This window comes from Bacillus thermozeamaize (genome assembly GCA_002159075.1).
In the GTDB taxonomy this organism is placed as follows: domain Bacteria; phylum Bacillota; class Bacilli; order ZCTH02-B2; family ZCTH02-B2; genus Bacillus_BB; species Bacillus_BB thermozeamaize.
This window is the reverse complement of record LZRT01000066.1, coordinates 70400-93906: the sequence shown is the minus strand read 5'-3', so window position 1 is coordinate 93906 and position 23507 is coordinate 70400. Positions and strand designations below refer to the sequence as shown.

Sequence of the window (23507 nt, the reverse complement as noted above, 5' to 3'; positions counted from 1 at the left end):
GCTGAAGAAATCGCAAAGATCGCTTAACCGGAAACTCGTGATGGCAGGACACTAACGACGGCTTGACATGGGGCCCCTGCGGGCATGACTTCTTGCGATTGGGCGATGGTGGTAAGGCACATCGCATAGCTAATCAGCCTATCATGCCCGCCACCCAATATAAAGCCTACAAAAGGCTATAACGGTTACCACATAATGGAACCCGTGGTTTTGTTGCATTTAATATTGCAATTTAAGAAAGTAATATTTTTTCGAACATGTTAAAAATATCGGTGATCAGTCACGCGTGATGATCGGAGACGGGAGGCAGGATGGACATACAAACGGCCAAAGCGCAAAGAGAACAACTGAAGGAGTGGATTGAACGCTTTTCGGATCAGCAACTGGAGAGCCTGTATTACTATGCGGAGATTTTGGATAAGGCTTTTTCCGGGAGACGGGGTCCGGAAGGAAAAGTCATCGCGGGTTACCTGAGGATGGAAACGGAGGCGTCGGGGGAGAGGACGACGGTTTCCCGGTTGCCTGTCCGCTGGGAAATGTACAATGGCCTGGGAATTTTGCATGGAGGCGTATTGGCCACTTTTGTTGACAACGCCATGGGCCGGACCCTCTTTATGCTTTACCCCGGAACCATTCGCCGGCAGGTGACGGTGGACCTGAACATCCACTACCTGAAGGGGGCCAAGGGAAGGGAGCTGACGGCCAGGACCGAGCTGATCCAGGCCGGCAAAAGCCTGGCTGTTCTTGAAACAACCGTCTACGATGAAAACGGGGAGCCTGTCTGCAAAGCCATGGGAACATTCCGCATTTTCACGGAATCATCCGCATAGCATCAGAACAGACAGGTTGTCTGAATACCGCAATGGGGAGGATCGAGATGGCTCTGGCAGATTTTTCGGTCCGCGATCAGGTGATTGTGGTCACTGGCAGTTCGCAGGGCATCGGCAAGGCGCTGGCGATTGGCCTGGCCAAGGAAGGGGCCAAGGTGGCGATCAACAGCCGCAAGATGGAAAAGCTGCAGCCGATTGTCGAGGAAATCAAGGCTCTGGGCGGAAAGGTGCTGGCCTACCAGGCAGACATGCGGCTGTATGACGAAGTGGCTGCCTTCATGGAGGCCGCCAAGTTTCACTTTGGCCGGATTGATGTGCTCATCAACAACGCCGGAGGGAGCTTTGGGCATACGCTGGAAGAACTGAGCGCCAACGGGTTCAACGCGGTAGTGCAAAACAACCTCAACCAGGTGTTTCACGCTTGCCGGGCGGTGCGTCCGATCATGGCGGAACAGGGGGGCGGGAAGATCATCAACATCAGTTCGGTGGCCGGACTGCGTGGGGCTCCCGGACTGGGCGCGTATGGGGCGGCGAAAGCCGGCGTGATCAATCTGACGCAGACGCTGGCGATTGAATGGGCCAAGTACGGCATCCGCGTGAACGCGATTGCCCCCGGCTTGATTCTGACCGAAGGCGCAGAGGAAGTGCTGGTGCCCAACGAGGAAAAGAAGCGTGAATATGAGTCCCGGATCCTTGTCGGACGGTTGGGTGTGCCGGAAGACATTCTCAATGCCGTGCTTTACCTGGCTTCCGACGCTTCTTCCTATGTCAACGGCCAGACGCTGGTGGTAGACGGCGGAAGAATAGGTTGAGAGAAGGTTCGATTACCACCTTTTAGATCCCGGAAAAGTTGTGTTATATTTTTTTAGAGATAAGCTTTTTTAGAGATAAGCTTGATTTCAAAATTTGCAACCGCTAACATCTGTCGCTCATCACAGGAAGGGGATACCCTGAGCCAATCTGTGGATTGGCCTTGGTATCGGGTTCTTTTTTTCCGACGAAATGAATGAGCATTCAACCAGTACATCACATCAGACAAAGAGGTGAACATCGATGGATTTGTCGTTTACGCCGGAGCAGGAACAGTTTCGTTTGCGCGTGCGCCAGTGGCTGAAGGAGAACCTGCCGAAGGGATGGGGCACGCCCCATTTCAAGCTGCCGGAAGATGAGAAGGAACGCGGCAAGTGGTTAAGGGAATGGGAACGCAAATTGTACGATGCAGGGTTTGCCGGGTTGTCCTGGCCGAAGGAATACGGCGGCCAGGGGATGACCTTTGTGGAAGAGATTATTTTTGACGAAGAGGCAGGGAAGGTGAACGCCCCGCACAGCATCAACGTTCTCGGAAAGCTGTTGCTGGGGCCGACACTGCTGATGTACGGCACGGAGGAACAAAAAAAGCGCTTCCTGCCACCCTTGCTGCGGGGCGAGGAGGTCTGGTGCCAGGGCTTCTCCGAGCCCAACGCCGGTTCCGACTTGGCCAGTCTGCAGACGCGGGCGGTGCTGGACGGCGATGAATGGGTGATCAACGGCCAGAAGGTGTGGACCAGCTACGCCCACCATGCCGACTGGTGCTTCGTCCTGGCCCGTACCGATACCGAAGCGCCGAAGCACAAGGGGATCACGTTCTTCCTCGTGCCGATGAACAGCCCCGGGGTGACGGTCCGGCCGCTCGTCCAGATGAACGGCAACCGGGACTTCAACGAGGTGTTCTTCGACAACGTCCGGATTCCGAAGGAGAATGTGGTTGGCGGCGTCAACAACGGCTGGAAAGTGGCGATGAGTACCCTCGGATTTGAGCGGGGGACGCTGGCGCTCGGGCGGCAGGTGCGCTTCCAGCGGGAGCTGGACGAAATCGTCAGGGTCAGCGCCACGAAGCGGACCCCGGACGGGAGCCTGGCCATTGACAACCCCTACTACCGCCAGCGGTTGGCGCAGATGCAGGCGGAGGTCCGGATCTTCCGCTACCTGGGCCTGAAAACCATCAGCCAGCTGTTGAATGAGGGCAAGCTGGGTCCCGACGCTTCGTTGCAGAAACTGTACTGGAGCACGATGCACGTGCGGATGGGGAACCTGGGGATGGAAATCCTCGGACCGGAGGCACCTTATTGGGGTGAGGACAGCGTCAGCCGCGGCATGATCCAGCAGATTCACCTCACCTCGCGTGGGGAGATCATTTACGCCGGTTCCAGCCAGATTCAGAAAAACATCATCGCCGAGATGGTTCTCGGCATGCCGAAGTGAGGTGGATGAACCATGTTTTTTGGCTTTACCGAAGAAGAAAAGATGATTCAGCGCAGTGTCCGCGATATGTTGCGGGAACACTGCACCACGGAACATGTCCGGAAATTCATGGAACAGCCCAGGGTTTCCAGGGAATTGCAGGGGTTAATCGCGCAACAGGGCTTGCTGGGCATTTTGGATCCCAACGGCACCCAGGAAGAGGGCGGCAAAGGCGTGCTGAATGCGGTGCTCATCGCCCAGGAGGCGGGGCGCGCCCTGTTGCCGTTCCCGTTGCTGGAGAACATGGTCGGCCTGTATGCGTTGAAAACCTGCAAGCAGCACGGCGAGTTGATCGATGCGGTTGAATCCGGCCAGAAACTCCTCAGCATCGCCTGGGGCGAGGTGGACGCGCGGGCCTACCGGGAGGGGGACCAGTTTGTATTGTCCGGAACGCTCAAGGAGATTCCGTTTGCGGAGGATGTGGATGCGATCATCGCCAGTGTGCCGGTAGCCGGCATGGGCAACACCCCTCAGGATGAGGAGACCGTGATCGTGATCGACGCCAAGGATCCGGGTGTCAGTGTCCGCAATCGCAAGTCGATGGACGAAACCTATCCGCTGTACGAAATCTCGCTGAACCGGTATACCTTTACGACAAAGGCCATCGTCAAAGGGCTGGGGATGGGTGTCGGGCACAAGCTGATGGAAAAGCTGAAACAGCTCGGCGCACTGCTCATTTCTTCGGAAATGGTCGGCGGGGCGGAGCGGGCGCTCTACGAAGCGGTGGAATACACCAAGCAGCGCAAGCAATTCGGGACGGAAATCGCCCGCTTCCAGGCGCTCAAGCACATGGCGGCTGACATGTTCCTGCTGGTGGAAAGCGCCAAGGCAGCCGTGGAGTATGCGGGATGGGCCGTGGACAGCGACAGTGAGGATGCCGATCTGAGCGTCTCCATCGCCAAGTCGTACGCTTCCGATGCGGCGACGCAGGTGACGGGCGACGCCATCCAGATGCATGGTGGCATCGGCTTTACCTGGGAGAATGACATGCACCTGTTCTTCAAGCGGGCCCGTCGCAGCGCTTCTGTCCTCGGAGACGCCTATGCCCATCGGGAGAAGATTGCCCGTTACACGCTGGATCCGATCAAGGCGGAGGTATTGGCCTGACATTCTATACGCGCCGGCCTGAACCGTTTCAGGCCGCCAGAAGGGGGAAGGGTTGAATGCGCCTGGCAGGAAAGGTGGCCGTTGTCACCGGTGGTGCAAGTGGCATCGGCCGGGCAACGGCACAGCGTTTTGCCCGTGAAGGGGCAAAGGTGGTGGTGGCCGACGTCCAGACCGAGGGTGGCGAGGCGACCGTACGCAGCATTCAAGAAGCGGGTGGGGAAGCGATCTTTGTGCGAACCAACACGGCCAACTATGAAGAAGTGCAGGCCCTTGTGGATCAGGCGCTTTCCCGCTACGGACAGTTGGACGTCATGTTCAACAACGCGGGCATTTCCAGTGCGCGGGCCTCGGTTTTGGACATGCCGCTGGAGGAGTACCACCGTACGGTTTCGGTCAACCAGCATGGCGTCTTTTACGGGATCAAGGCAGCCGGCAATGCGATGAAGGAACGAGGCGGGGTGATTATCAATACCGCTTCGGTGTACGGCTTTTTGGCCGATCGGAAGCATTTCCCCTATCACGCCAGCAAGGCGGCAGTGGTCATGATGACCAAAGCGGCTGCCCTGGATCTGGCCCCTTACAACATCCGGGTGGTGGCGATCGCGCCGGGGCTGATTGAGACGGGCATCGTCACGGCCTGGAAGCAAATGCCCGACATTTGGGAGAAGGTTCAGCAGGCGCAGATGCGGCGCCGTGCCGGCACGCCGGAAGAAGTGGCCAACGTGGTCACCTTTTTGGCCAGTGACGAGGCCAGCTTTGTCAACGGAAGCGTGATCTTCGTCGATGACGGGGCGGCCTCGTTCAAAAAATGATGACGAAGGTCTTATCGAAGGATTTATCAGAGGGAAAAGAGGGATCCTGTTGCTGGGAAGAGACCTGGTCCTGCAAACCTTCAGGGAATACGGCGTCAAGTATCTGTTCGGCAATCCGGGGACCACGGAGCTGCCTTTGATTGACGGTCTCGTTCATTATCCGGAAATCGAGTACATCCTTGCCCTTCATGAGGATATCGCCGTAGGGATGGCCATGGGTTACGCCCAGGCAACAGGCAAGCCAGGTGTCGTCAACCTGCACGTCGCCCCCGGGACGGCGCATGGCCTGGGAAACCTTTACGAAGCCTGGCGCAGCAACGTGCCTCTGGTCGTGACGGCCGGCCAGCATGATTTGCGTTTGGCGGTGCAGGAACCGGGGCTGTGGGGGAACATGCTCAATATGGTCCGGGATGTGACCAAGTGGAGCTGGGAAGTGACGCGGGTGGAGGAATTGCAGGTGGTCTTGCAGCGGGCCTTCAAGGAGGCCTTAACCCATCCGCAAGGGCCGGTCTTTCTTTCCTTGCCCGTGGATGTGATGTGGCAGGAAACGGATCGCCTGCCTTTGCCGTTGACAGAGATCCGCCAGCTTCACTTTGCCGATCCGCAAAGCGTGGAGGAGGCGGCCCGGATGATCTGCCAGGCCAGGAATCCCGTTCTCGTCGTCGGCGACCGGGTCAGCCAAACCGGTGCGGTGGATGCCGTGATCCGGCTGGCTGAACTCATCGGGGCGCCGGTTTACCAGGAGCACATGAGCGCCGGCCTGAACTTTCCCTTTCATCACCCGCAGTTTGCCGGAAACTTTCCGCCCAATGGCCCGTACATCGCCAGGGTGTATGCCGAAGCCGACTTGGTTGTCTGGCTTGGCGTCACCAGCCAGGCGCCGCTCCTTTATTACGACAAGCCCCTGGTGCAGCCTGGTGTCCCAGTGATTGCCGTCGATTTGGACCCAAGGCAAATCGGCAAAAACATGCATGTGGATCTTCCGATCCTGGGGAATCCACGCGCCGTCCTTGAAAGCTGGACGGCATGGATCGGAGAACACGCTTCACCGGCCGAGCGGGAGCGCTTTGCGGCCGCTAAAACCCGGCTTCAGGAAAAGAGCGCCCGCTTTACGGCGCGAAAGGCGGAAGAACTGGCTGCGGCCAGTCGTCAGAACCCGCTGTCCCCTGCCGTTGTGATGGCCGAGCTGAACCGCTTTGTGGATGACCGCTTCATCCTGGTGGATGAGTCGGTGACCACCGGCGGCTTTGTCAACCGTTACCTGTCCCTCGCCCGCCCCGGAAGCCGCTACGCGCTCAAAGGCGGCGGGCTGGGGTACGGGATGGCCGCCGCGCTGGGCGTGCAATTGGGCCGGCCGGATGAACGGGTGGTGGCGGTTGTCGGGGACGGTTCCTCCCTTTATTACGTTCAGGCGCTTTGGGATGCGGCCCGGTACCGGTTGCCAGTCATCTTTCTGATTGCCAACAATACCAGCTACATGATTCTCAAGGGTGGCCTGATGTCCATTCAGGGGGAGTCAGCCAGGCGGGGCGTCTTTCCGGGGATGGACCTGGATCAGCCCCCGGTTGACATGGTAAAACTGGCTGCTTCCTTTGGCATCGAAGCGTTTCAGATTGAAAATGCCGAACAATTGGCTGCGGCCCTCAAGGAAGCCTTCAGCCATCGGAAGCCTTACCTGCTCAATGTGATGATTGAACGGACGCCACGTCCTGTATTGGCCTGAATTTGAGCGGGCATGTCGCGTCATCGAGGAAACAGCCGATGAACGACGATGGGACGACTGTCCAAACACTACCGGGAGAAAGGAACGTGCAGAAATGGCAGGAAAGAATGTCATGGAACTGTTCGACTTGTCGGGAAAAACGGCCATTGTCACCGGCGGCGGGCGCGGGCTAGGCGAGCAGATGGCCCATGCGCTGGTGGAGGCTGGGCTTTCCAATATTGTCCTTTGTTCACGCCGGGTGGAAAACTGTGAGGAAGTAGCCGAAGAGTTGCGGAAAAAAGGAGCCAATGCGGAAGCGATGGCCTGCAACGTGGCCGACGCGGCGGATGTGCAAAAAGTGGTCCAACATACGCTGGACAAATTTGGCCAGATTCACATTTTGATAAACAACAGCGGCACCTCTTGGGGAGCCGATGTGCTGGAGATGCCGGAGGACAAATGGGATCTGGTGTTTGACGTCAATGTCAAGGGGATTTTCCTCATGTCGCAGGCGGTTGGCCGTTCCATGATCGAAAACAAGTACGGCAAGATCATCAACATTGCCTCCGTGGCCGGCCTGAAAGGCGAACCGCCGGAAATCCTCAACGCCATCGGCTACAGCGCCAGCAAGGGGGCGGTGATCACATTCACCCGCGACCTGGCTGTCAAATGGGCGCGGCACAACATCACCGTGAACGCCATCGCGCCTGGGTTCTTCCCGACCAAGATGACAAAGGGCGTACTGGAGATGGTGGGGGACAAGGTCAAGCAACATTCGCCCATGGGCCGGATCGGCGATGAAAATGACTTGAAAGGCGTAACGGTGCTTTTGGCCTCTGACGCCTCCAAGTTTATCACGGGCGTTGTGATCCCTGTGGACGGCGGGGCCAGGGCTTGACAGACGGATAGCGGAATCGCAGGATAGGATAGCGTGGAAGAATGTAAAAAATATCTAACATTCAGGAGGAATCGTCATGCGGGAAGCTGTCATTGTATCTGCCGTACGAACGCCCATTGCCCGGGCAGGAGGGGCGCTCAAGGATCTGTTGCCGCACATTTATGGCGCGGAGGTGGTCAAGGAGGCGATCCGCAGGGCCAATGTGGATCCGCAGGAAATCGATGATGTGATCATGGGCAACGTGTTGTCGGGAGGAGGAAACGCCGCCCGCCTCACGGCCTTGCAAGCCGGTTTGCCCCTCGATATCCCCGGGATCACCATTGATCGCCAATGCGGTTCAGGGATGAATGCGGTCGCCCTGGCGGCGCAAGCGGTCCAGGCCGGCAGCGGTGACATTTTTGTCGCGGGCGGGACCGAAAGCATGACCCGGGCCCCCTATTTGATGGAGCCCCCTTCCAAAGCCTTCGACCGGATGCCGCCCAAGTTTGTCAACCGGCTCTTGTCGCCCGAACATATCGGCAATCCGCCGATGGGGATCACGGCCGAGAACCTGGCGGAAAAATACAATATCTCCCGCGAGGAGCAGGATGAGTATGCGCTGCGGAGCCAGCAGCGGATGGCCCACGCGATGCGGGAAGGCTATTTCAAAGAGCAGATCGTGCCCATCCAGGTGCCGCAGCGCAAGGGCGACCCCATCCTTTTCGACACCGATGAACACCCCCGTCCGGATACCACGCTGGAAGCTCTGGCCAAGCTGCCTCCAGCCTTTAAGAAAGGGGGCACGGTGACGGCGGGGAACTCCTCCGGGGTCAACGATGGCGCTTCCGCGCTGATCGTGATGGAACGGAAACTGGCGGAACAGCGGGGATTGGAAATCATGGCCAGCGTCCGCAGCTATGCGGTCGCCGGGGTGGATCCCAACATCATGGGTATCGGCCCGGTGCCTGCCGTGAAGAAGTTGCTGAAGAAAGAGGGGCTCACGCTGGATGACATCGATCTGATTGAGCTCAACGAAGCCTTCGCGGTGCAGGTGCTGGCCTGCGATCGGGAGCTGCACCTGGATTGGGAGAAGGTCAATGTCAACGGCGGCGCCATCGCGCATGGCCATCCGATTGCCGCCACGGGCGCCATGCTGGTCACCAAGCTGGTCTATGAAATGAAACGCCGCGACGTCAAGCGGGGAATCGTCACGGCCTGTATCGGCGGAGGGCAGGGAATTGCCGTGCTGCTTGAGCGGTAAGCTGCGAACGGCTTATGTTGACATCAAGCACCTGACAGCATCCATGTTGTCAGGTGCTTTGCTTTTGGTGTAGGTTACTGATGGGGTATCGGTTACAATAACCGTGGCGAGAAAGCCCGCAGGCTACTGCTGTGGGAGGATGCCGATGGGCACCCTATGGATCAGAACCACGCCAATCAGGATGTATCAGGATGTAGTGCATCCGATTCTGATGGTCATGGAAACGGGTGATGGAAAAATTGACAAGACAAGAACCGCATGTGGCAAAGAATGAGGTTTATGAGATAGAGATCACCGGGTTCAGCAACGATGGCTACGGCGTCGGAAGAGTGAACGGATTTACCTTGTTCGTTCCGGGGGTGTTGCCGGGAGAGAAGATTTTGGCGAAGGTGGTCAAGGTAAAGAAACAGTACGGTTATGGCCGCCTGCTTGAGCTGCGTTCACCCAGTCCCGATCGGGCAGAACCGGTTTGTCCGGTATATAAACGATGCGGCGGGTGCCAGTTGCAGCATCTTTCGTATGCAAAACAACTGGAATGGAAGCGGCAGTGGGTGGTGGACAGCCTGCAGCGCATCGGAGGGTTGTCTGATGTGTTGGTTCACCCGACGATTGGCATGTCGGCTCCATGGCGATACCGGAACAAGTCACAGGTTCCCGTTGGACAAAGGAATGGCCAGGTTGTGTCCGGATTTTACGCCCCCCGCAGCCATGAGATCATTCCGATTGAGCAATGCGGCATCCAGCATGAGGTGTCAGACCGGGTGCTGCGTCTGGTGCGCGAATGGGCCGGCGAATGGCAGATTCCGGTATACGATGAAGGGCGTCACCAGGGACTGTTGCGCCATGTGGTGGTCAAAACTGGTTTTGCCACGGGAGAGGTGATGGTGGTGCTCGTCACCAATGGCGAGCGCCTGCCGCACGGGGAGAAGCTGCTTAACCGGCTTCGGGAAGAGGTGCCCGGTTTGCAAAGCCTGGTCCAGAACATCCAGACGCGCAGGACCAATGTCATTTTGGGCGAACGGAGCAAACTGCTCTGGGGCAGGGAGGTCATTTATGACCGGATCGGCAACGTGCGGTTTGCCATTTCCGCCCGTTCTTTTTACCAGGTAAACCCGCTGCAGACAGAGGTGTTGTATGGGAAAGCGCTGGAATATGCGGCGTTGACCGGGGAAGAGGTGGTGATCGACGCATATTGCGGGATTGGCACCATCTCGCTGTTTCTTGCCCAAAAGGCGCGGCATGTGTACGGGGTGGAGGTGGTCCCGGAGGCCGTGGCTGACGCCCGCCGCAACGCGGCGCTGAATCAGATGCAGAACGTGACCTTTGTCGCAGGGGAGGCAGAAACGGTGATTCCCGAGTGGGCCAGCCAGGGTTTGCGCGCCGATGTGATGGTGGTGGACCCGCCGCGGAAGGGGTGCGGCGAGCCGTTGCTTATGGCCATTTTGGAGATGCGTCCCCGCCGGGTGGTGTATGTCTCCTGCAACCCGGCCACACTGGCCAGGGATTTGAAATATTTGTCCGAACATGGATATGTGGTTGCGGAAGTACAGCCGGTGGACATGTTTCCGCAGACGGTGCATGTGGAGAGTGTCACACTGTTGGTCAGAAAAGATTGAATGAACTTTTTGATCGTGCAGCCACTGCTTTTAATCTCAAAAAATTAGATACCCATCCCCATTGCCAACCAGAGCATGCCAGTGAGAAATCCTGATCTCCCGACCGGCAAAAGCAAGCGGATACAAATGATTCACGTGATGATTGGGACAAGTTTGCCTTGCAGCGTCTCGAGTCGGGGCATTCGGTGTCCAGGCCACTGGAAAAACATGAACCGAATCCGCATGATGAGCCAAACGCCGCTGCATGATCCGCGCCGCCGTCTGTGCGCAAAAAAGCCTTATCGGGAATTTGCTCTGAACAACCGTTCCGATATTTCCTTCGTCGTTAGCGGCGGACTCAACAGAAAACCCTGCGGCCCTTCACAGTCCAGCCTTTGCAAAATCTTTCTTTGTTGAGGGGTTTCGATCCCTTCTGCGATCACCGAGATCCGTAAATCGTGGGCCATTTGCAGAATCGCTTTGACGATGGAGAACGTTGCCCGGTTCTTTTCGATGCTTTGGGTGAAACTGCGGTCAATTTTGAGCGTGTCCACAGGAAAATCTTTTAGATAGCGCAGCGACGAGTATCCGGTGCCAAAGTCGTCAATCGCGATTCGGATACCTAAGCATTTCAATGAACGCATCGTTTCGATTGCTTCTTCAGGGTGATTCATAAACACGCTTTCCGTGATTTCTAATTCCAGCGATTCCGGTTTCATTTGGGTGATTTGCAGTATTTCTCTCACGTGATCAACAAAATCGCTTTGTTGGAATTGTGATGTGGAAATATTTACCGCAAGACGAATCGGTCGTTTCAGTTCCCATTGCCATTTCGAAAATTGCCGACAGGCCGTTTGTAAAACCCAGCGTTCAATCGGCTTGATTAATCCGGTTTCTTCGGCGATTGGAATAAACGTGCTGGGAGGAATCGGATCATTTCCTGCCGGCTTCCAGCGAATCAATGCTTCTATCCCGATGATCTCGCCCGTTTGGGCATGAAATTGCGGTTGATAGTGCAATTCGAAATCAGGATTTTGAATGGACTTCCGCAAAAGCGTTTCAAGCCGCATGCGATTGGTGTTGGATACCTGCATTTCGTCATCGTAGAAAACGACGCCGCCGCCGTTTTCCTTTGCCCGGTACATGGCGAGATCAGCATTTTGAATCAACGTTTCTTGATCTGTTCCATCCTTTGGATACACGCTTATCCCAATGCTGGCCCCAATCAAATATGGCCGACCGTATAAGTAGAATGGTTGTTCAATTTCTTCCAAAATGCGGTGCGCAACAACTTTCACTGCTTGAGGATCCGAAAATCCGGAGACAAGGATAACGAATTCATCACCACCGAATCGCGCAACGCAATCATACTCTTTGACTCCCTTCAGCAAGCGTTCGGCAACCTTCTGTAATAAACGGTCACCTGCCTCGTGCCCCAAGCTGTCATTGATTTGTTTAAACCGATCTAAATCCATGAAGATGACAGCCAAATGTTTTCCCGTTCGCTCGGCCTCGTTGATGACTGACTCAAGTTCGGCAAGAAATGCGGAACGGTTGGATATTCCCGTTAAAGGATCGTGATAAGCCTGAAAACGAATTTGTTCCTCCAACCGCTTTTTTTCAGTGATGTCTTTAATAAAACCTACAAAATGCGTGACGAATCCGGTTTCATCTTTGATGGCCGTGATGTTTAATTCTGCCAGAAACAACTCGCCATTCTTTTTTCGATCCCAAATTTCCCCGTGCCACATGCCGCATTGGTTCAATGACTGCCGTATTTCTTTGTAAAATTCCCGGTTATGAAGGCCGGACGACAGGATGACGGGTGTGGTTCCCAGTACTTCTTCCTGCTTGTATCCCGTTATATGCGTAAACGCTTGGTTGACCGAAATGATTGAACTGTTGCGGTCTGTCACGATCACCCCTTCTGACATGTTTTCCAGTATCCTGGTTGATACCCTTTCTTGTGTTTCATAACGTTTTTTTTCTGTCAGATCGCGTAAAGTGATGATGGCCCCGATTGGAACGGAAATCGATTGGGCAAGGATGGTCATTTGCATTTCGACGGGAATTTGGTTTCCGCTTCTGTTTTTTAAATGAAAAGTGAGGGGAAACTCCCACTTGTCTTGGCATTGTAAGGCTTGCCTCAATTTGTAGGTACAGTCTTCCCCGGATAATGGATGATAGATTTGGCAAATCTCGTCGATGGGTTTTCCAATCAACCGTTCCGGTGGCCATCCAATCAACTTTTCGGCCATCGGGTTGACGATCTGAATCTTGCCGAGCGGATCTGTTGCGAATATGGCTATCTCCGTATGGGCAAGTATGGTCTCCAATTGTTTTTCATGCTCCATTCTTTTTTGTTCCGAACGTTTCAGCCGTTCATAAGGGGCCTGGATGCCGTGCGTCAGGATGGTTGGCAGAAGAAAACCATGTGCGACGGCTTTATATACAAGACCTAGCAGAAGCAGAAAATCGTGAGAGGCTTGATGATAGTACATGAAAAACACTTCTCCGATTCCTGCCACCAAGATGAAGAGCAAAAAGGACGGGGACCGCAAAATAGCGGGAAGTTTTTCCCGACGCAACACCAGCCATGCGGCCCACAGATGCAATATTATGACACCCATCTCCATTCCTTGCTTAAGCCAGGTGGAGCCATATGTTTCACGAAAAGCAGCGGAAAAGAGATTTTCCCCCAAAAACACAATCCCCATGATCAAGAATAAGGACGAAAAACAAATCAAGATGAGCATGCTTTTGAACCAAGGACGATAAAACCGTTTCCAAGGCCAAAAGAGCACGACCAAAATCGACAGGCTTTCAACCAAGCGAGCCCCTAACCAAAAGTAGACGGCTTTTTCGGGAGAAATCGATGTGGCCAGATCCGTCATGCCAAGAAAAGACAAGATATGAGCCAAATCCAGCAATCCGACCTCCAGAAACGGAACCGCGATCAGCAAAACGAAAGGAGAATGGTTATATTGATAAGAGTGGCAGCCAATGATGAAAATTAACACGCTCACCAGAATGGATAACAGCTCCAACAACACATAGAGAGACGGATATTGAGAGAGGTTTTTGGGCAGGTGGGGGTAAAAGACGAAGGAAAGCACCAATACGAGCAGACTGCATGCGGTGACGAATACCACTCTTTTATTTAGGATGTCGGCCATGATGCGTTTTTGCTTGACCATTGTGATTCCCTCGCTGATTTCCTCACTATTGCGAATCCCACATCATAATTATCAGATATTGGTAATTATATACTATATAACAATTTGTACACGAAAACAATATAATTGACATCATTCAATTGATTGAAAAATTTATCGCTCTTGCCTTATCTTCAGCCCTCCCTCGCTTTGGTGAGGGCTTTTTCTTGCGCTCATTTTCTTGCGCTCAACGGATAAATCAGATGCTGTCTGGAAAAAACTAAGGAAAAAAGGTGCGTGCCTGCCAGTGTTCGCCAGTCTGGCGGCGCGAAGCCTAGACACATACACGTTGTGATCATGGATGTGTCGGTGTAGCATTGACCGCCAGCATCGTGGGAGGAAGTCTCAAATTTGAAAGCTGTCCAATTTGAGGTCAACAAGGTGCATTACGTTTTCAGCAAGGCAATCGGACGTTTTTTTCCGTCCGTATATTTCGGGCCGATGTCATGTCTTTCCTACCGCGACGTCGTGGAACCGGCTTTGCCCAATCAAGAATGGGTGAAGGTGCGGGTCAAGTATTGCGGCATCTGCGGCAGTGATCTCAACCTCATCTTTCTCCACGACAGCCCGGCCACTTCACCCTACGCTTCCTTTCCCTTCACCATCGGCCATGAAATCGTTGGCGTCATCGAAGAGGCTGGGAGTGAGGTCAAAGACCTGTCGATCGGGGAGCGGGTGGTCGTAGATCCCATCTTGTCATGTGAAGCAAGAGGGTTTCGCGAGCCTTGTCAGGCCTGTCTGCGGGGCGATTTGAGCCTGTGCGAACGAATGACCGCGGGCATTGTCTCACCGGGTTTGCTGATTGGCGCCTGCCGGGATACAGGCGGAGGTTGGAGTTCCCGTTTGGTCGCTCACCGCAGTCAGATTCTCAAGCTGCCTGCGGAAGTCAGTGATTTGAACGCGGTGATGATCGATCCGTTCGCCACCGCCTTGCACGGCATCATGCGCGACCCGCCCAAAAAAGGGCAAACCGTCCTGATTGTTGGTGCAGGGGTGATCGGGATTTGCGTGTTGGCCGCTCTCCGCGCGCTTGATATCCAAGCGCGTGTCGCCGTCTTGGCGAAGCATCCGTTTCAGGCGGAATTGGCCGGCCGATACGGCGCCGATGAAGTGGTTCTGATGAATTCCGATGGGGATTACGAACGCCGGCTGGCCGACATTCTCGGCGCGAAGGTGTTAAAGCCGATTTTCGGCCGTGCGGTCATCCAAGGAGGCGCCGACGTGGTCTACGAGTGTGTCGGCAAAGATCAAAGCATCAACGATGCGCTGCGCTTCGCAAAGAGCGGAGGGAAAGTGCACTTGCTTGGCGTGGCGAGCATTCCCCAGAAAGTGGATTGGACACCGATTTGGTTGAATGAATTGGAAATAAAGGGCAGTTTTGCCTGCAGCACGGAAGAATATCGCGGCCAGCGCCGGCGGACCTACGACGTGGCCATCGACCTTCTCAGCGCGGGAAAAGCGGACTTGGCGCCATTGGTGACCCATCGCTTCCCCTTGGACCATTACCGTGAGGCGCTTGCCACCGCCGCCGGCAAGGGAAAGACCAAAGCGATCAAAGTTGTTTTTGAACCGTAAAAACGTCAGGGGGCATTCCGTATGAATTTTTCTTTTGTCGGAGAGGTAAACAGTCCAAAAGGGAAATGGCTGTGCAACGGCATCACAGAGGAGTTAATGGCCAACGGGTTTCAATATTGTAAAGAACCTGCGGAGAACACACGCGTGATTTTTAATGTCTTAGATGGGGGAAACATGAAGCCGTATCGCCGCAAAGCGCAAGCCACTTTTTGTGTCGCCGTGGCAGAGACAGATCAAATTCCCTACAACATTTTGAAGGCAGGCTACCCGATCCTGGTGCGAACGCTGTCCAATCTGTTGTTGTACATGGTGCATGCAAAGGAAAGGCTTGAACTTTATTTCATTACCCTGGAACGCGGATGCTACTCGATCGCTTATGAAAATGGTGATGATCAGGCGTTTTTTCAGTGCGTTGTAGAAAGGTTGATCCCTTTAGCCACTTCCCGTTTGGTGATCAACAACGAATTTCACCCCAATTTGCCTGAAGAATGGTGGGACGGCGACGAAATAACCCTCCAACTGCGGGAGGCAGGGAGAAAATTGGACGAGTTGAATCTGTTGCCAGCTCCATTTCCTTTGGAAGAGCTGCTTACGGAGCAGGATTTGCGGCACGTGAAGCGGCTGTACGGGATTGGCGGGTTAAGTTACGGCAATCTCAGCGCGCGCAAAGATGGCCAGCGGTTTTGGATGAGCGCCAGCGGGGTAAACAAGGCAGATATGCGGGTGATCGGACGGGACATCCTGCTCGTAGACGATTATTGTGAGGAACGAAACGCGATGATCCTCCATATCCCGCCGAACATCGAACCCCGGAGGGTGTCTGTCGACGCGATCGAGCATTGGATGATTTACAGACGCCATCCCGAGGTCAAGGCGATTGTTCATATCCACGCCTGGATGGACGGGATCTCTTCGACCGAGATCAATTACCCTTGCGGCACATGGGAATTGGCAAAATCGGTGTCAGAATTGGTCAGCCAATCGGACGATCCGGCCAGGGCGATCATTGGCTTGAAGAACCATGGTTTAACGATTACCGGACGCTCATTGGAAGACATCTTTGAGCGGATTGACGGCCGCATCATTCGACAAGTCCCGATGACATGAGCAAAAAAATAAGGGCAGGATGTTCCTCTGGCTTATTCTCCTCTCGCTTATACGATGTAAAGGCCCTTTTGTTTGATATCCAATTCCAATGGGGTCTCGCCGAGAATCTCCCCGTCACCGTGGACGGTCAGCGGAACCGACGAGGTGATCTTGAACCGCTGTCCTGTCACTATCGTCACAGCCCGGTGATAGATATGTGTCCCGAAAAAGACGCGAGGGAACAAGGTGAGCAATTTCCAACGGGAAATTCCGTGAACGACACATACATGCAGCAGGCCATCGTCACATTTCGCCTGTGGACAGATCATCATGCCGCCCCCATAGTACGGGGTATTGGCGACGGCGACGAGCCACACATCTTTGAAGGTATGTTCCCGTTCATCAATAACCAGGCGTACTTCCGCAGGTCGGAAACGGAACAACTCCTTGAAAAAACCCACGACATAACTGACCGATCCTAACCGGAAGAGATTCAGCCATTTCTTGTATCGTGACTGGTTTGTCGCTTTTGCCACTTGCGCGTCAAACCCGATCCCGGCGGCAATGAGAAAGATATCCTGGTTGATATAGGCGAGGTCGATTTGCTGTTTTTCTCCAGACAACACGCGCTCTAGCGCTCGTTTGCGTTGTTTCGGTATTTGCAATGCTCTGGCAAAGTCATTGCCCGATCCCGCCGGGATGGAGCCGAGCGGGATTTCCGATCCCGCCAAGCCGTTGGCTACCTCGTGCAAGGTACCGTCCCCGCCAATGGCGATCACGGCGCGGACGTTTTTTTGTTGTGCCAGTTCCCTGGCGATATGGGTCGCATGTTTGGGCCCCTCCGTAAACACCACATCATAATCCACTTGTTTTTCCAAAAGCAGCCGCTCTACGTGTTTCCACACCCGGTGTCCCCTGCCGTTGCCAGAAACGCCGTTGACAATAAAACAGATCATGCCATCCCTCGCTATCTGCGTTGTTGACATTATTTTTGACGTGCCGCTGGCCCCTTAATCCACCCCGCAGCGTTTGTCGGAATCTCGCAATATTGATTGATGCAAAAAGTATAACGCATGGAGGCGATCCATTTCCATGTCGATCCGTTTTGTATTTGAAGGATTGTTCAAACTATAAAATAATAACATAAATATTAAGAACAAAAGTTTAAAAATGTGTAATAAAAAATTTGGAAAGAATCGATCTATTACTTGACAAACTAATCTAACTTTTGGATGATAATGATGTAGTTGAGATAACCACATCAACAAGGGGGTTCACGATGGGGCTGTTGGATGTCGATCAGGTCTCTTTGCAATTCGGAGGCGTCAAGGTTTTAACCGATGTCAGTTTCTCTGTCGAAGAGAATGAGATTTTTTCCCTCATTGGCCCCAACGGAGCGGGGAAGACCAGTATGCTCAATTGCATCAGCGGCCTCTATAAACCGTCGGGAGGTTCCATTTACTTTGACGGTAAAGAGATCACGAAAATGAAGCCCTATCAGCGTACGGCGCTGGGCATTGCGCGCTCCTTTCAGAACATCGAGCTGTTTAAGCACATGACGGTCTTGGAAAACCTGATGCTGGGCCGCCATGTGCTGATGAAGACGGGCATTCTTTCCGGCGGCCTCTACTGGGGAAAAGCGCAGCGGGAAGAAGTGGCCCACAGGGAAGCGGTGGAGGATGTGATCGATTTTTTGGAAATTGAGCATATTCGCCACCAGCCTGTAGGCATGTTGCCGTACGGTTTGCAAAAGCGGGTTGAACTGGGAAGGGCTTTGGTTTCGGAACCGAAGTTGCTGCTCCTGGATGAGCCGATGGCAGGGATGAACAACGAAGAAAAAGAGGATATGGCGCGTTTCATCCTGGATATTAACGAGGAGCGAGGCATCACCGTCGTCCTCATCGAACATGATATGGGTGTTGTCATGGAGCTTTCCCACCGCATCGCGGTTCTGGATTTCGGCAGGCGCATCGGTTACGGCAAACCGGAAGAGGTGCAAAATGATCCGCGTGTGATCGAAGCGTATCTGGGCCAGGAAGCGGTATGAGAAACGGCCACGACGGGTGATGTGAGGACAAAGGGGGGAGAGCGGCATGTCAGACGTGACGTTGCCCAAGTTGCTCAAACACAAAGCGGAGACGATGGGCAAGGCGGTTGCGCTCAGGGAAAAGGAGTTTGGCATCTGGCGGGAGTTTACCTGGGAACGTTATTGGGAAAATGTGAAATCGTTTTCATATGGATTGCTCGAACTCGGGTTTAAAAGAGGCGACCGCTTGGCCATCATCGGCGACAACCGGCCGGAATGGCTGTTTGGCGCCTTGGCGGCCCAGAGTCTGGGCGGGATTTCGGTGGGGATTTATCAGGATTCGCTCCCGAAAGAGATTGGTTATTACCTGAATCACAGTGAAGTCAAGATCGTGATCGCCGAGGATCAGGAACAAGTGGATAAGTTGCTGGAAATCAAGGACGAGATACCGGACGTGGAAACCATCATTTATTACGACCCGAAAGGGTTACGCTCATATACGACTGAGCGCTTGCTCAGCTTTCAGGACGTGCAGGACTTGGGCGAAACGTATCGGCAGCGTGCCGGCGCACTGGTTTTTGAAGAAGAGGTGGAGAAAGGCAAAGGCGATGATATCGCGATCTTTTGTTACACGTCCGGAACCACCGGCAATCCGAAGGCGGCGATGCTTTCTCATGACAATTTGATCAACATGGGGAAAAGCTTGATGCAGATGGATCCGATGAAACCTGGCGACGAGTTTCTCTCCTTTTTGCCGTTGGCCTGGATCGGGGAACAAATGATGAGCCTCTCCTCTGCCTTGAATGTGGGATTTGTCGTCAATTTTCCCGAAGAGACCAACACGGTGCAGGAGAATTTGCGGGAAATCGGTCCGCATACCATGTTTTCTCCGCCGCGCATATGGGAAGATATGGTTTCCCGTGTACAGGTTCGCATCCAGGATGCGGGCTGGCTGAAACGCCGTTTGTATGACTTGGCGCTGAAAGCCGGTTACAAGCGTGCCGATGCGATCCTCAACAAAAAACCCCTGGGGTTCTGGTCGAAACTTTCGTATCGGTTCTGGGACTGGCTGGTGTTAAGCGCTGTCCGGGATCATCTGGGATTGCTGCGCCTGCGCCGGGCTTATACGGGCGGGGCGGCATTGGGGCCGGACGTGACCCGTTTCTTTCATGCCATCGGCGTGAATCTCAAACAGATTTACGGCCAGACTGAGGTGGCGGGCATTGCCGTTGTCCATCCAGACGGGGACGTCAAGTTTGATACGGTGGGGGTCCCGATTCCTGGGACAGAGGTGAAGATTTCGGAAAAAGGCGAGGTGCTGATCAAAAGCCCGAGCGTGTTCAAAGGGTATTACAAGAATGAACAATCCACCCGCGAGACGATTGTCGATGGCTGGCTGCATACCGGGGATGCCGGCGAGCTGGACGAGGACGGCCACCTGATCGTCATCGACCGCCTGAAAGACGTGATTCGGCTGGCGAATGGGGACATGTACAGCCCGCAGTTCATTGAAAACAAGTTAAAGTTCAGCCCGTACATCAAAGAAGCGATGGCGGTGGGGACAGACCGGCCGTTCGTCGCTGCCATCCTGAACATCGACATGGAAAATGTGGGGCAGTGGGCTGAGAACAACCAGATTGCCTATACCACCTACACCGATTTGACGCAAAAGCCCGAAGTGTTGGAACTCATCCGCAAAGAGGTGGCGCGGGTGAACCGGGAGTTGCCGAAAACGGCCCGCGTGGAACGGTTTGTCCTGCTGTACAAGGAACTGGATGCCGATGACGAGGAGTTGACGCGGACCCGCAAGATCCGGCGCCAATTTGTGGCCCAGAAGTATGCGGATGTGATCGAAGGGCTGTATTCCGAGCAGCGCATCATTGATGTGAAAGGCACCATCCGTTACCAGGACGGCAGGGAGGTCGTGATTGAGACCCAGCTGGCCATCATTGATACCAGTCAGAAAGAGGAGGAAGTGGCTTAATGGACGTTTTCCTGCAAATTATGGTCAGCGGATTTGTCGTCGGGGGCATTTACTCGCTGGTGGCACTGGGATTTGTCCTGATTTATAAATCATCGGACGCGATCAATTTTGCGCAAGGGGAGTTTTTGCTCATCGGGGCATACGTCAGCCTGACACTGATTGCCACGTATCATGTGCCGTTGATTCCAGCGCTGATCATCACGTTGCTCTTCAGTGCCGCGCTCGGGTTGGCGATTGAAAGACTGGTCTTGAGACCATTATTTATAAAAATCGGGGAGGGTTTGGGAGGGGCAATAAAACCTACTCCTGTAGGGGTGGGATACATGGCCCTCTCCCAGCAAACATTTGTTCCATCTTCCTCTCCCATGGTATCATAAGGACAGAAAAGGAAGGTGGAACAAATGCACAAAACCTACCGATTCCGGATCTATCCCGACCGGAAACAGCGGGAACTCATCCATAAGACGTTCGGATGTTGCAGATACGTCTTCAATCACTTCCTCGCCAAACGGAAGGAAGTGTATGAGGCGGAAAGAAAGACGCTTGGGCATAATGCCTGCTCCGCTTTGCTCACCCGTCTCAAGAGAGAACTGGATTGGCTCAAGGAACCGGATGCCACGGCGTTGCAGACGGAACTGCGGCATCTGGATGACGCATTCAAACGTTTCTTCCGGGAGAAAAAGGGCTACCCACGTTTTAAGAGCCGGAAGAACCCGGTGCAATCCTATACATCCAAAAACAACAAGGGAACCATCACCATCCAAGGAAACCGGATTCGTTTCCCCAAACTGGGCTGGGTCAGGTTTGCCAGGTCCCGCGAGGTCAAGGGACGGATCGTCTCGGCCACCATCCGGCGGAACCCGACGGGAAAATACTTTGTGTCGGTGCTGGTGGAGACGGAAATCCAGCCGCTGCCGCCGTCAAACAGCCGGATTGGCATTGACCTTGGGGTAAAAGACTTTGCAGTGCTTTCCACGGGTGAGGCCATTGCCAATCCGAAGCATCTGTACAAACATGGACAACAGTTGATCTGCTGGCAACGCATCCTCTCCCGCCGAACCAAAGGCGGCAGGCGATGGGAGAAGGCCCGCTTGAAAGTAGCCCGTCTGCATGAGAAAGTGGGCAACTGCCGCAATGACTTTTTGCACAAACTGTCCACCCGGCTGATTCGCGAGAACCAAGTGATCTGCCTGGAGGACTTGCAGGTTAAAAACATGCAGAAGAATCACCATTTAGCCAAAAGCATCGCCGATGTGTCCTGGTCAACGTTTCGTGCCATGTTGGCATACAAGGCCGATTGGTACGGACGAACCATCGTGCTTGTGGACAAGACATTTCCATCAAGCCAACTTTGTTCCACATGCGGATACCGGAACAAAGAAGTGAAAAACCTGGCTTTGCGGGAATGGACATGTCCCTCATGCGGTACACCTCACGACCGGGACATCAATGCGGCAAGAAACATTTTGCAAGAAGGCTTGCGTCTGTTGGCTTAGCCAACTGAACCGTGGGACACACGGGGATAGCTCGGTCAAGAAGCGGCCGTTGGGTCGCTGTTCCCGAGAATCCCACGGCTTAAAGCCGTGTGGAGTGTCAACAGGCGGTGATCACGCATGCGCATGGACAGGACCGATTGACCATCAACCTTGAATTGAAGGAAACGCGTGCCGGTTCTCAGGATCAGCTGGAAGAATGGGCCAGAACGATTCAGAATGTCATTCGCGTCAAGCCGGATTTGAAAATCGTGCCAAACGGCTCCATTTCCAGGGAAGAAAAACAACTGGTGGATGCCCGATCGTCATAAGTAGATGAAAAACATCGTCTGGATGAAAAACCGACAGACCCCTCTGCCATCTGCATCAGGCATGGTGGAGGGGTTTGGCGTATGTTACAATCTTTCTTAAAACGGGACGCCCATAAAAGCGATTCAATCAAATTCATCAATATGACATTTGTCATATTCCCGGCTTGACGTTTATGACTTCAATCGCTCGCTTGCATCTTCTAGAATCAAAGGGAAACATGCCGCCGACATTCGGATGCGGTCATCTCACGTCAAGCCGAGGAGGAGCAACTGTGATGAACCAGTCCCATTTTTCCAGGCTGAAAAAAGACCTGGCTCCCTATGAGAGTGCGGACACGAAAAAGAGCATCATCCAGATCATCAATACCATAGGACCTTTTTTGCTGCTCTGGTGTGCCGCTTATTTCAGCCTGGCGGTATCGTACTGGCTTACGCTGCCGATTCTGATTATCGCTTCCGGGTTCCTAGTCCGGACGTTTATTATTTTCCACGATTGCTGTCACCAATCGTTTTTTAAGAGCCGTCTGGCCAATGACATCTTAGGCACCGTAACAAGTGTCCTCACCCTCGTGCCGTACCGGCAGTGGAGGCATTCCCATGCCGTTCACCATGCGACGAGCAGCAACCTTGATAAGCGGGGCACCGGGGACATCTGGCTTCTTACCGTGAACGAATATCTCGCCGCCCCCTGGTGGCGCCGGCTCGCTTACCGGATTTACCGGCATCCGCTCGTGATGTTCGGAATCGGTCCCGTTGCCATTTTTCTCATCGCCTACCGCTTTAACCGCAAAGGAGCGAAGCTTAGGGAACGAATGAACACGTACCTGACCAACGTCTGCAGCGCCGCTTTGTATGCGCTGCTCTGCTGGGCAATCGGCTGGCAGGCGTTCGTCATGATCCAGGGCCCGATCATTTACGTAGCCGGGCTGCTCGGGATCTGGCTGTTTTATGTACAGCATCAGTTTGAGGATTCCTACTTTGAGACCCAGGATGAATGGAGTTATGTGCTAGCCGCTGTGGAAGGCAGCTCTTATTACAAGCTGCCGAAGCTTTTACAATGGATAACCGGCAATATCGGGTTTCATCACGTTCATCATTTGAGCCCGAGAGTCCCCAACTACAACTTGGAGAAGGCGCATCACGCAGTGCCGCTCCTTCAGCAAGCGACGGCCGTCACGATCGGCACGAGCCTCAAGTCGCTGCGTTATCGCCTCTGGGACGAGAACAGCAAAACGTTCGTCAGTTTCAAAGATATCAAACATCAACTCCGCAAGCCTGATGCGGCTCCTCATTCTGTGAACGATCGGGCACGCAAGAGAGCAAGCTTGCAAAGAAATTAAACCGCTGTGAGGC

19 protein-coding genes are annotated in these 23507 nt (G+C 54.1%); 17 read left to right on the top strand and 2 right to left on the bottom strand.

The annotated features are described in order from the left end of the window. Positions 1–311 precede the first annotated feature (311 nt). The 9 genes from BAA01_14015 to BAA01_13975 all read left to right on the top strand — a co-directional run bounded on the left by BAA01_14015 (position 312) and on the right by BAA01_13975 (position 10485). Complete coding sequence (locus tag BAA01_14015) at positions 312–830, top strand: hypothetical protein (GenBank protein OUM88116.1); 519 nt, start codon at positions 312–314, stop codon at positions 828–830. A gap of 47 nt (positions 831–877) precedes the next feature. Next, positions 878–1642, top strand: a complete 765-nt coding sequence (locus BAA01_14010) for a hypothetical protein (GenBank protein OUM88115.1) — start codon at positions 878–880, stop codon at positions 1640–1642. Between the two features lie 241 nt (positions 1643–1883). Continuing rightward, on the top strand, positions 1884–3071 hold the full coding sequence (locus BAA01_14005; GenBank protein ID OUM88114.1) for a hypothetical protein: 1188 nt from the start codon (positions 1884–1886) through the stop codon (positions 3069–3071). A 12-nt stretch (positions 3072–3083) separates the two neighbouring features. After that, on the top strand, positions 3084–4217 hold the full coding sequence (locus BAA01_14000) for a hypothetical protein (protein ID OUM88113.1): 1134 nt from the start codon (positions 3084–3086) through the stop codon (positions 4215–4217). Between the two features lie 56 nt (positions 4218–4273). After that, positions 4274–5029 (top strand): short-chain dehydrogenase, encoded by a 756-nt coding sequence (locus tag BAA01_13995; GenBank protein OUM88112.1) that lies wholly within the window; start codon positions 4274–4276, stop codon positions 5027–5029. A 43-nt stretch (positions 5030–5072) separates the two neighbouring features. Beyond that, complete coding sequence (locus BAA01_13990; protein OUM88131.1) at positions 5073–6752, top strand: hypothetical protein; 1680 nt, start codon at positions 5073–5075, stop codon at positions 6750–6752. 94 nt (positions 6753–6846) lie between these two features. Continuing rightward, entirely contained in the window at positions 6847–7629 is a 783-nt protein-coding gene (locus BAA01_13985) for a gluconate 5-dehydrogenase (GenBank protein ID OUM88111.1), read from the top strand. A 76-nt stretch (positions 7630–7705) separates the two neighbouring features. After that, entirely contained in the window at positions 7706–8869 is a 1164-nt protein-coding gene (locus tag BAA01_13980; GenBank protein OUM88110.1) for an acetyl-CoA acetyltransferase, read from the top strand. 239 nt (positions 8870–9108) lie between these two features. Continuing rightward, positions 9109–10485, top strand: coding sequence for a 23S rRNA (uracil-5-)-methyltransferase RumA (locus BAA01_13975; GenBank protein ID OUM88130.1), 1377 nt, complete (start codon positions 9109–9111; stop codon positions 10483–10485). Between the two features lie 278 nt (positions 10486–10763). Here BAA01_13975 and BAA01_13970 read toward each other — a convergent pair whose 3' ends face one another. After that, a complete protein-coding gene (locus BAA01_13970) occupies positions 10764–12458 on the bottom strand; it encodes a hypothetical protein (protein ID OUM88129.1) in 1695 nt (564 codons plus the stop codon). Between the two features lie 1572 nt (positions 12459–14030). Here BAA01_13970 and BAA01_13965 point away from each other — a divergent pair. Then, positions 14031–15254: an alcohol dehydrogenase gene (locus BAA01_13965; protein OUM88109.1), complete on the top strand. Its 1224-nt coding sequence runs from the start codon at positions 14031–14033 to the stop codon at positions 15252–15254. A gap of 21 nt (positions 15255–15275) precedes the next feature. Beyond that, positions 15276–16361: a ribulose phosphate epimerase gene (locus tag BAA01_13960; protein OUM88108.1), complete on the top strand. Its 1086-nt coding sequence runs from the start codon at positions 15276–15278 to the stop codon at positions 16359–16361. A 47-nt stretch (positions 16362–16408) separates the two neighbouring features. On the opposite strand, the gene BAA01_13955 is transcribed toward BAA01_13960, so the two are convergent. Continuing rightward, on the bottom strand, positions 16409–17296 hold the full coding sequence (locus BAA01_13955) for a lipid kinase (protein ID OUM88107.1): 888 nt from the start codon (positions 17294–17296) through the stop codon (positions 16409–16411). A gap of 323 nt (positions 17297–17619) precedes the next feature. On the opposite strand from BAA01_13955, the gene BAA01_13950 reads away from it, so the two are divergent. From BAA01_13950 to BAA01_13925, 6 genes are all read left to right on the top strand, one after another. Further along, entirely contained in the window at positions 17620–18387 is a 768-nt protein-coding gene (locus tag BAA01_13950; GenBank protein OUM88106.1) for an ABC transporter ATP-binding protein, read from the top strand. 46 nt (positions 18388–18433) lie between these two features. Further along, positions 18434–20350, top strand: coding sequence for a long-chain fatty acid--CoA ligase (locus BAA01_13945; protein ID OUM88105.1), 1917 nt, complete (start codon positions 18434–18436; stop codon positions 20348–20350). After that, a complete protein-coding gene (locus BAA01_13940; GenBank protein ID OUM88104.1) occupies positions 20350–20727 on the top strand; it encodes a hypothetical protein in 378 nt (125 codons plus the stop codon). Before BAA01_13945 ends, BAA01_13940 begins: the two co-directional genes overlap by 1 nt. A 24-nt stretch (positions 20728–20751) precedes the next feature. Continuing rightward, positions 20752–21846 carry a transposase gene (locus tag BAA01_13935; protein OUM88103.1) on the top strand — a complete coding sequence of 365 codons (1095 nt, stop codon included), beginning with the start codon at positions 20752–20754 and terminating at the stop codon, positions 21844–21846. 107 nt (positions 21847–21953) lie between these two features. Beyond that, positions 21954–22154, top strand: coding sequence for a hypothetical protein (locus BAA01_13930; protein OUM88102.1), 201 nt, complete (start codon positions 21954–21956; stop codon positions 22152–22154). Positions 22155–22429: 275 nt separating this feature from the next. Continuing rightward, complete coding sequence (locus BAA01_13925) at positions 22430–23494, top strand: fatty acid desaturase (protein ID OUM88101.1); 1065 nt, start codon at positions 22430–22432, stop codon at positions 23492–23494. Positions 23495–23507 lie beyond the last annotated feature (13 nt).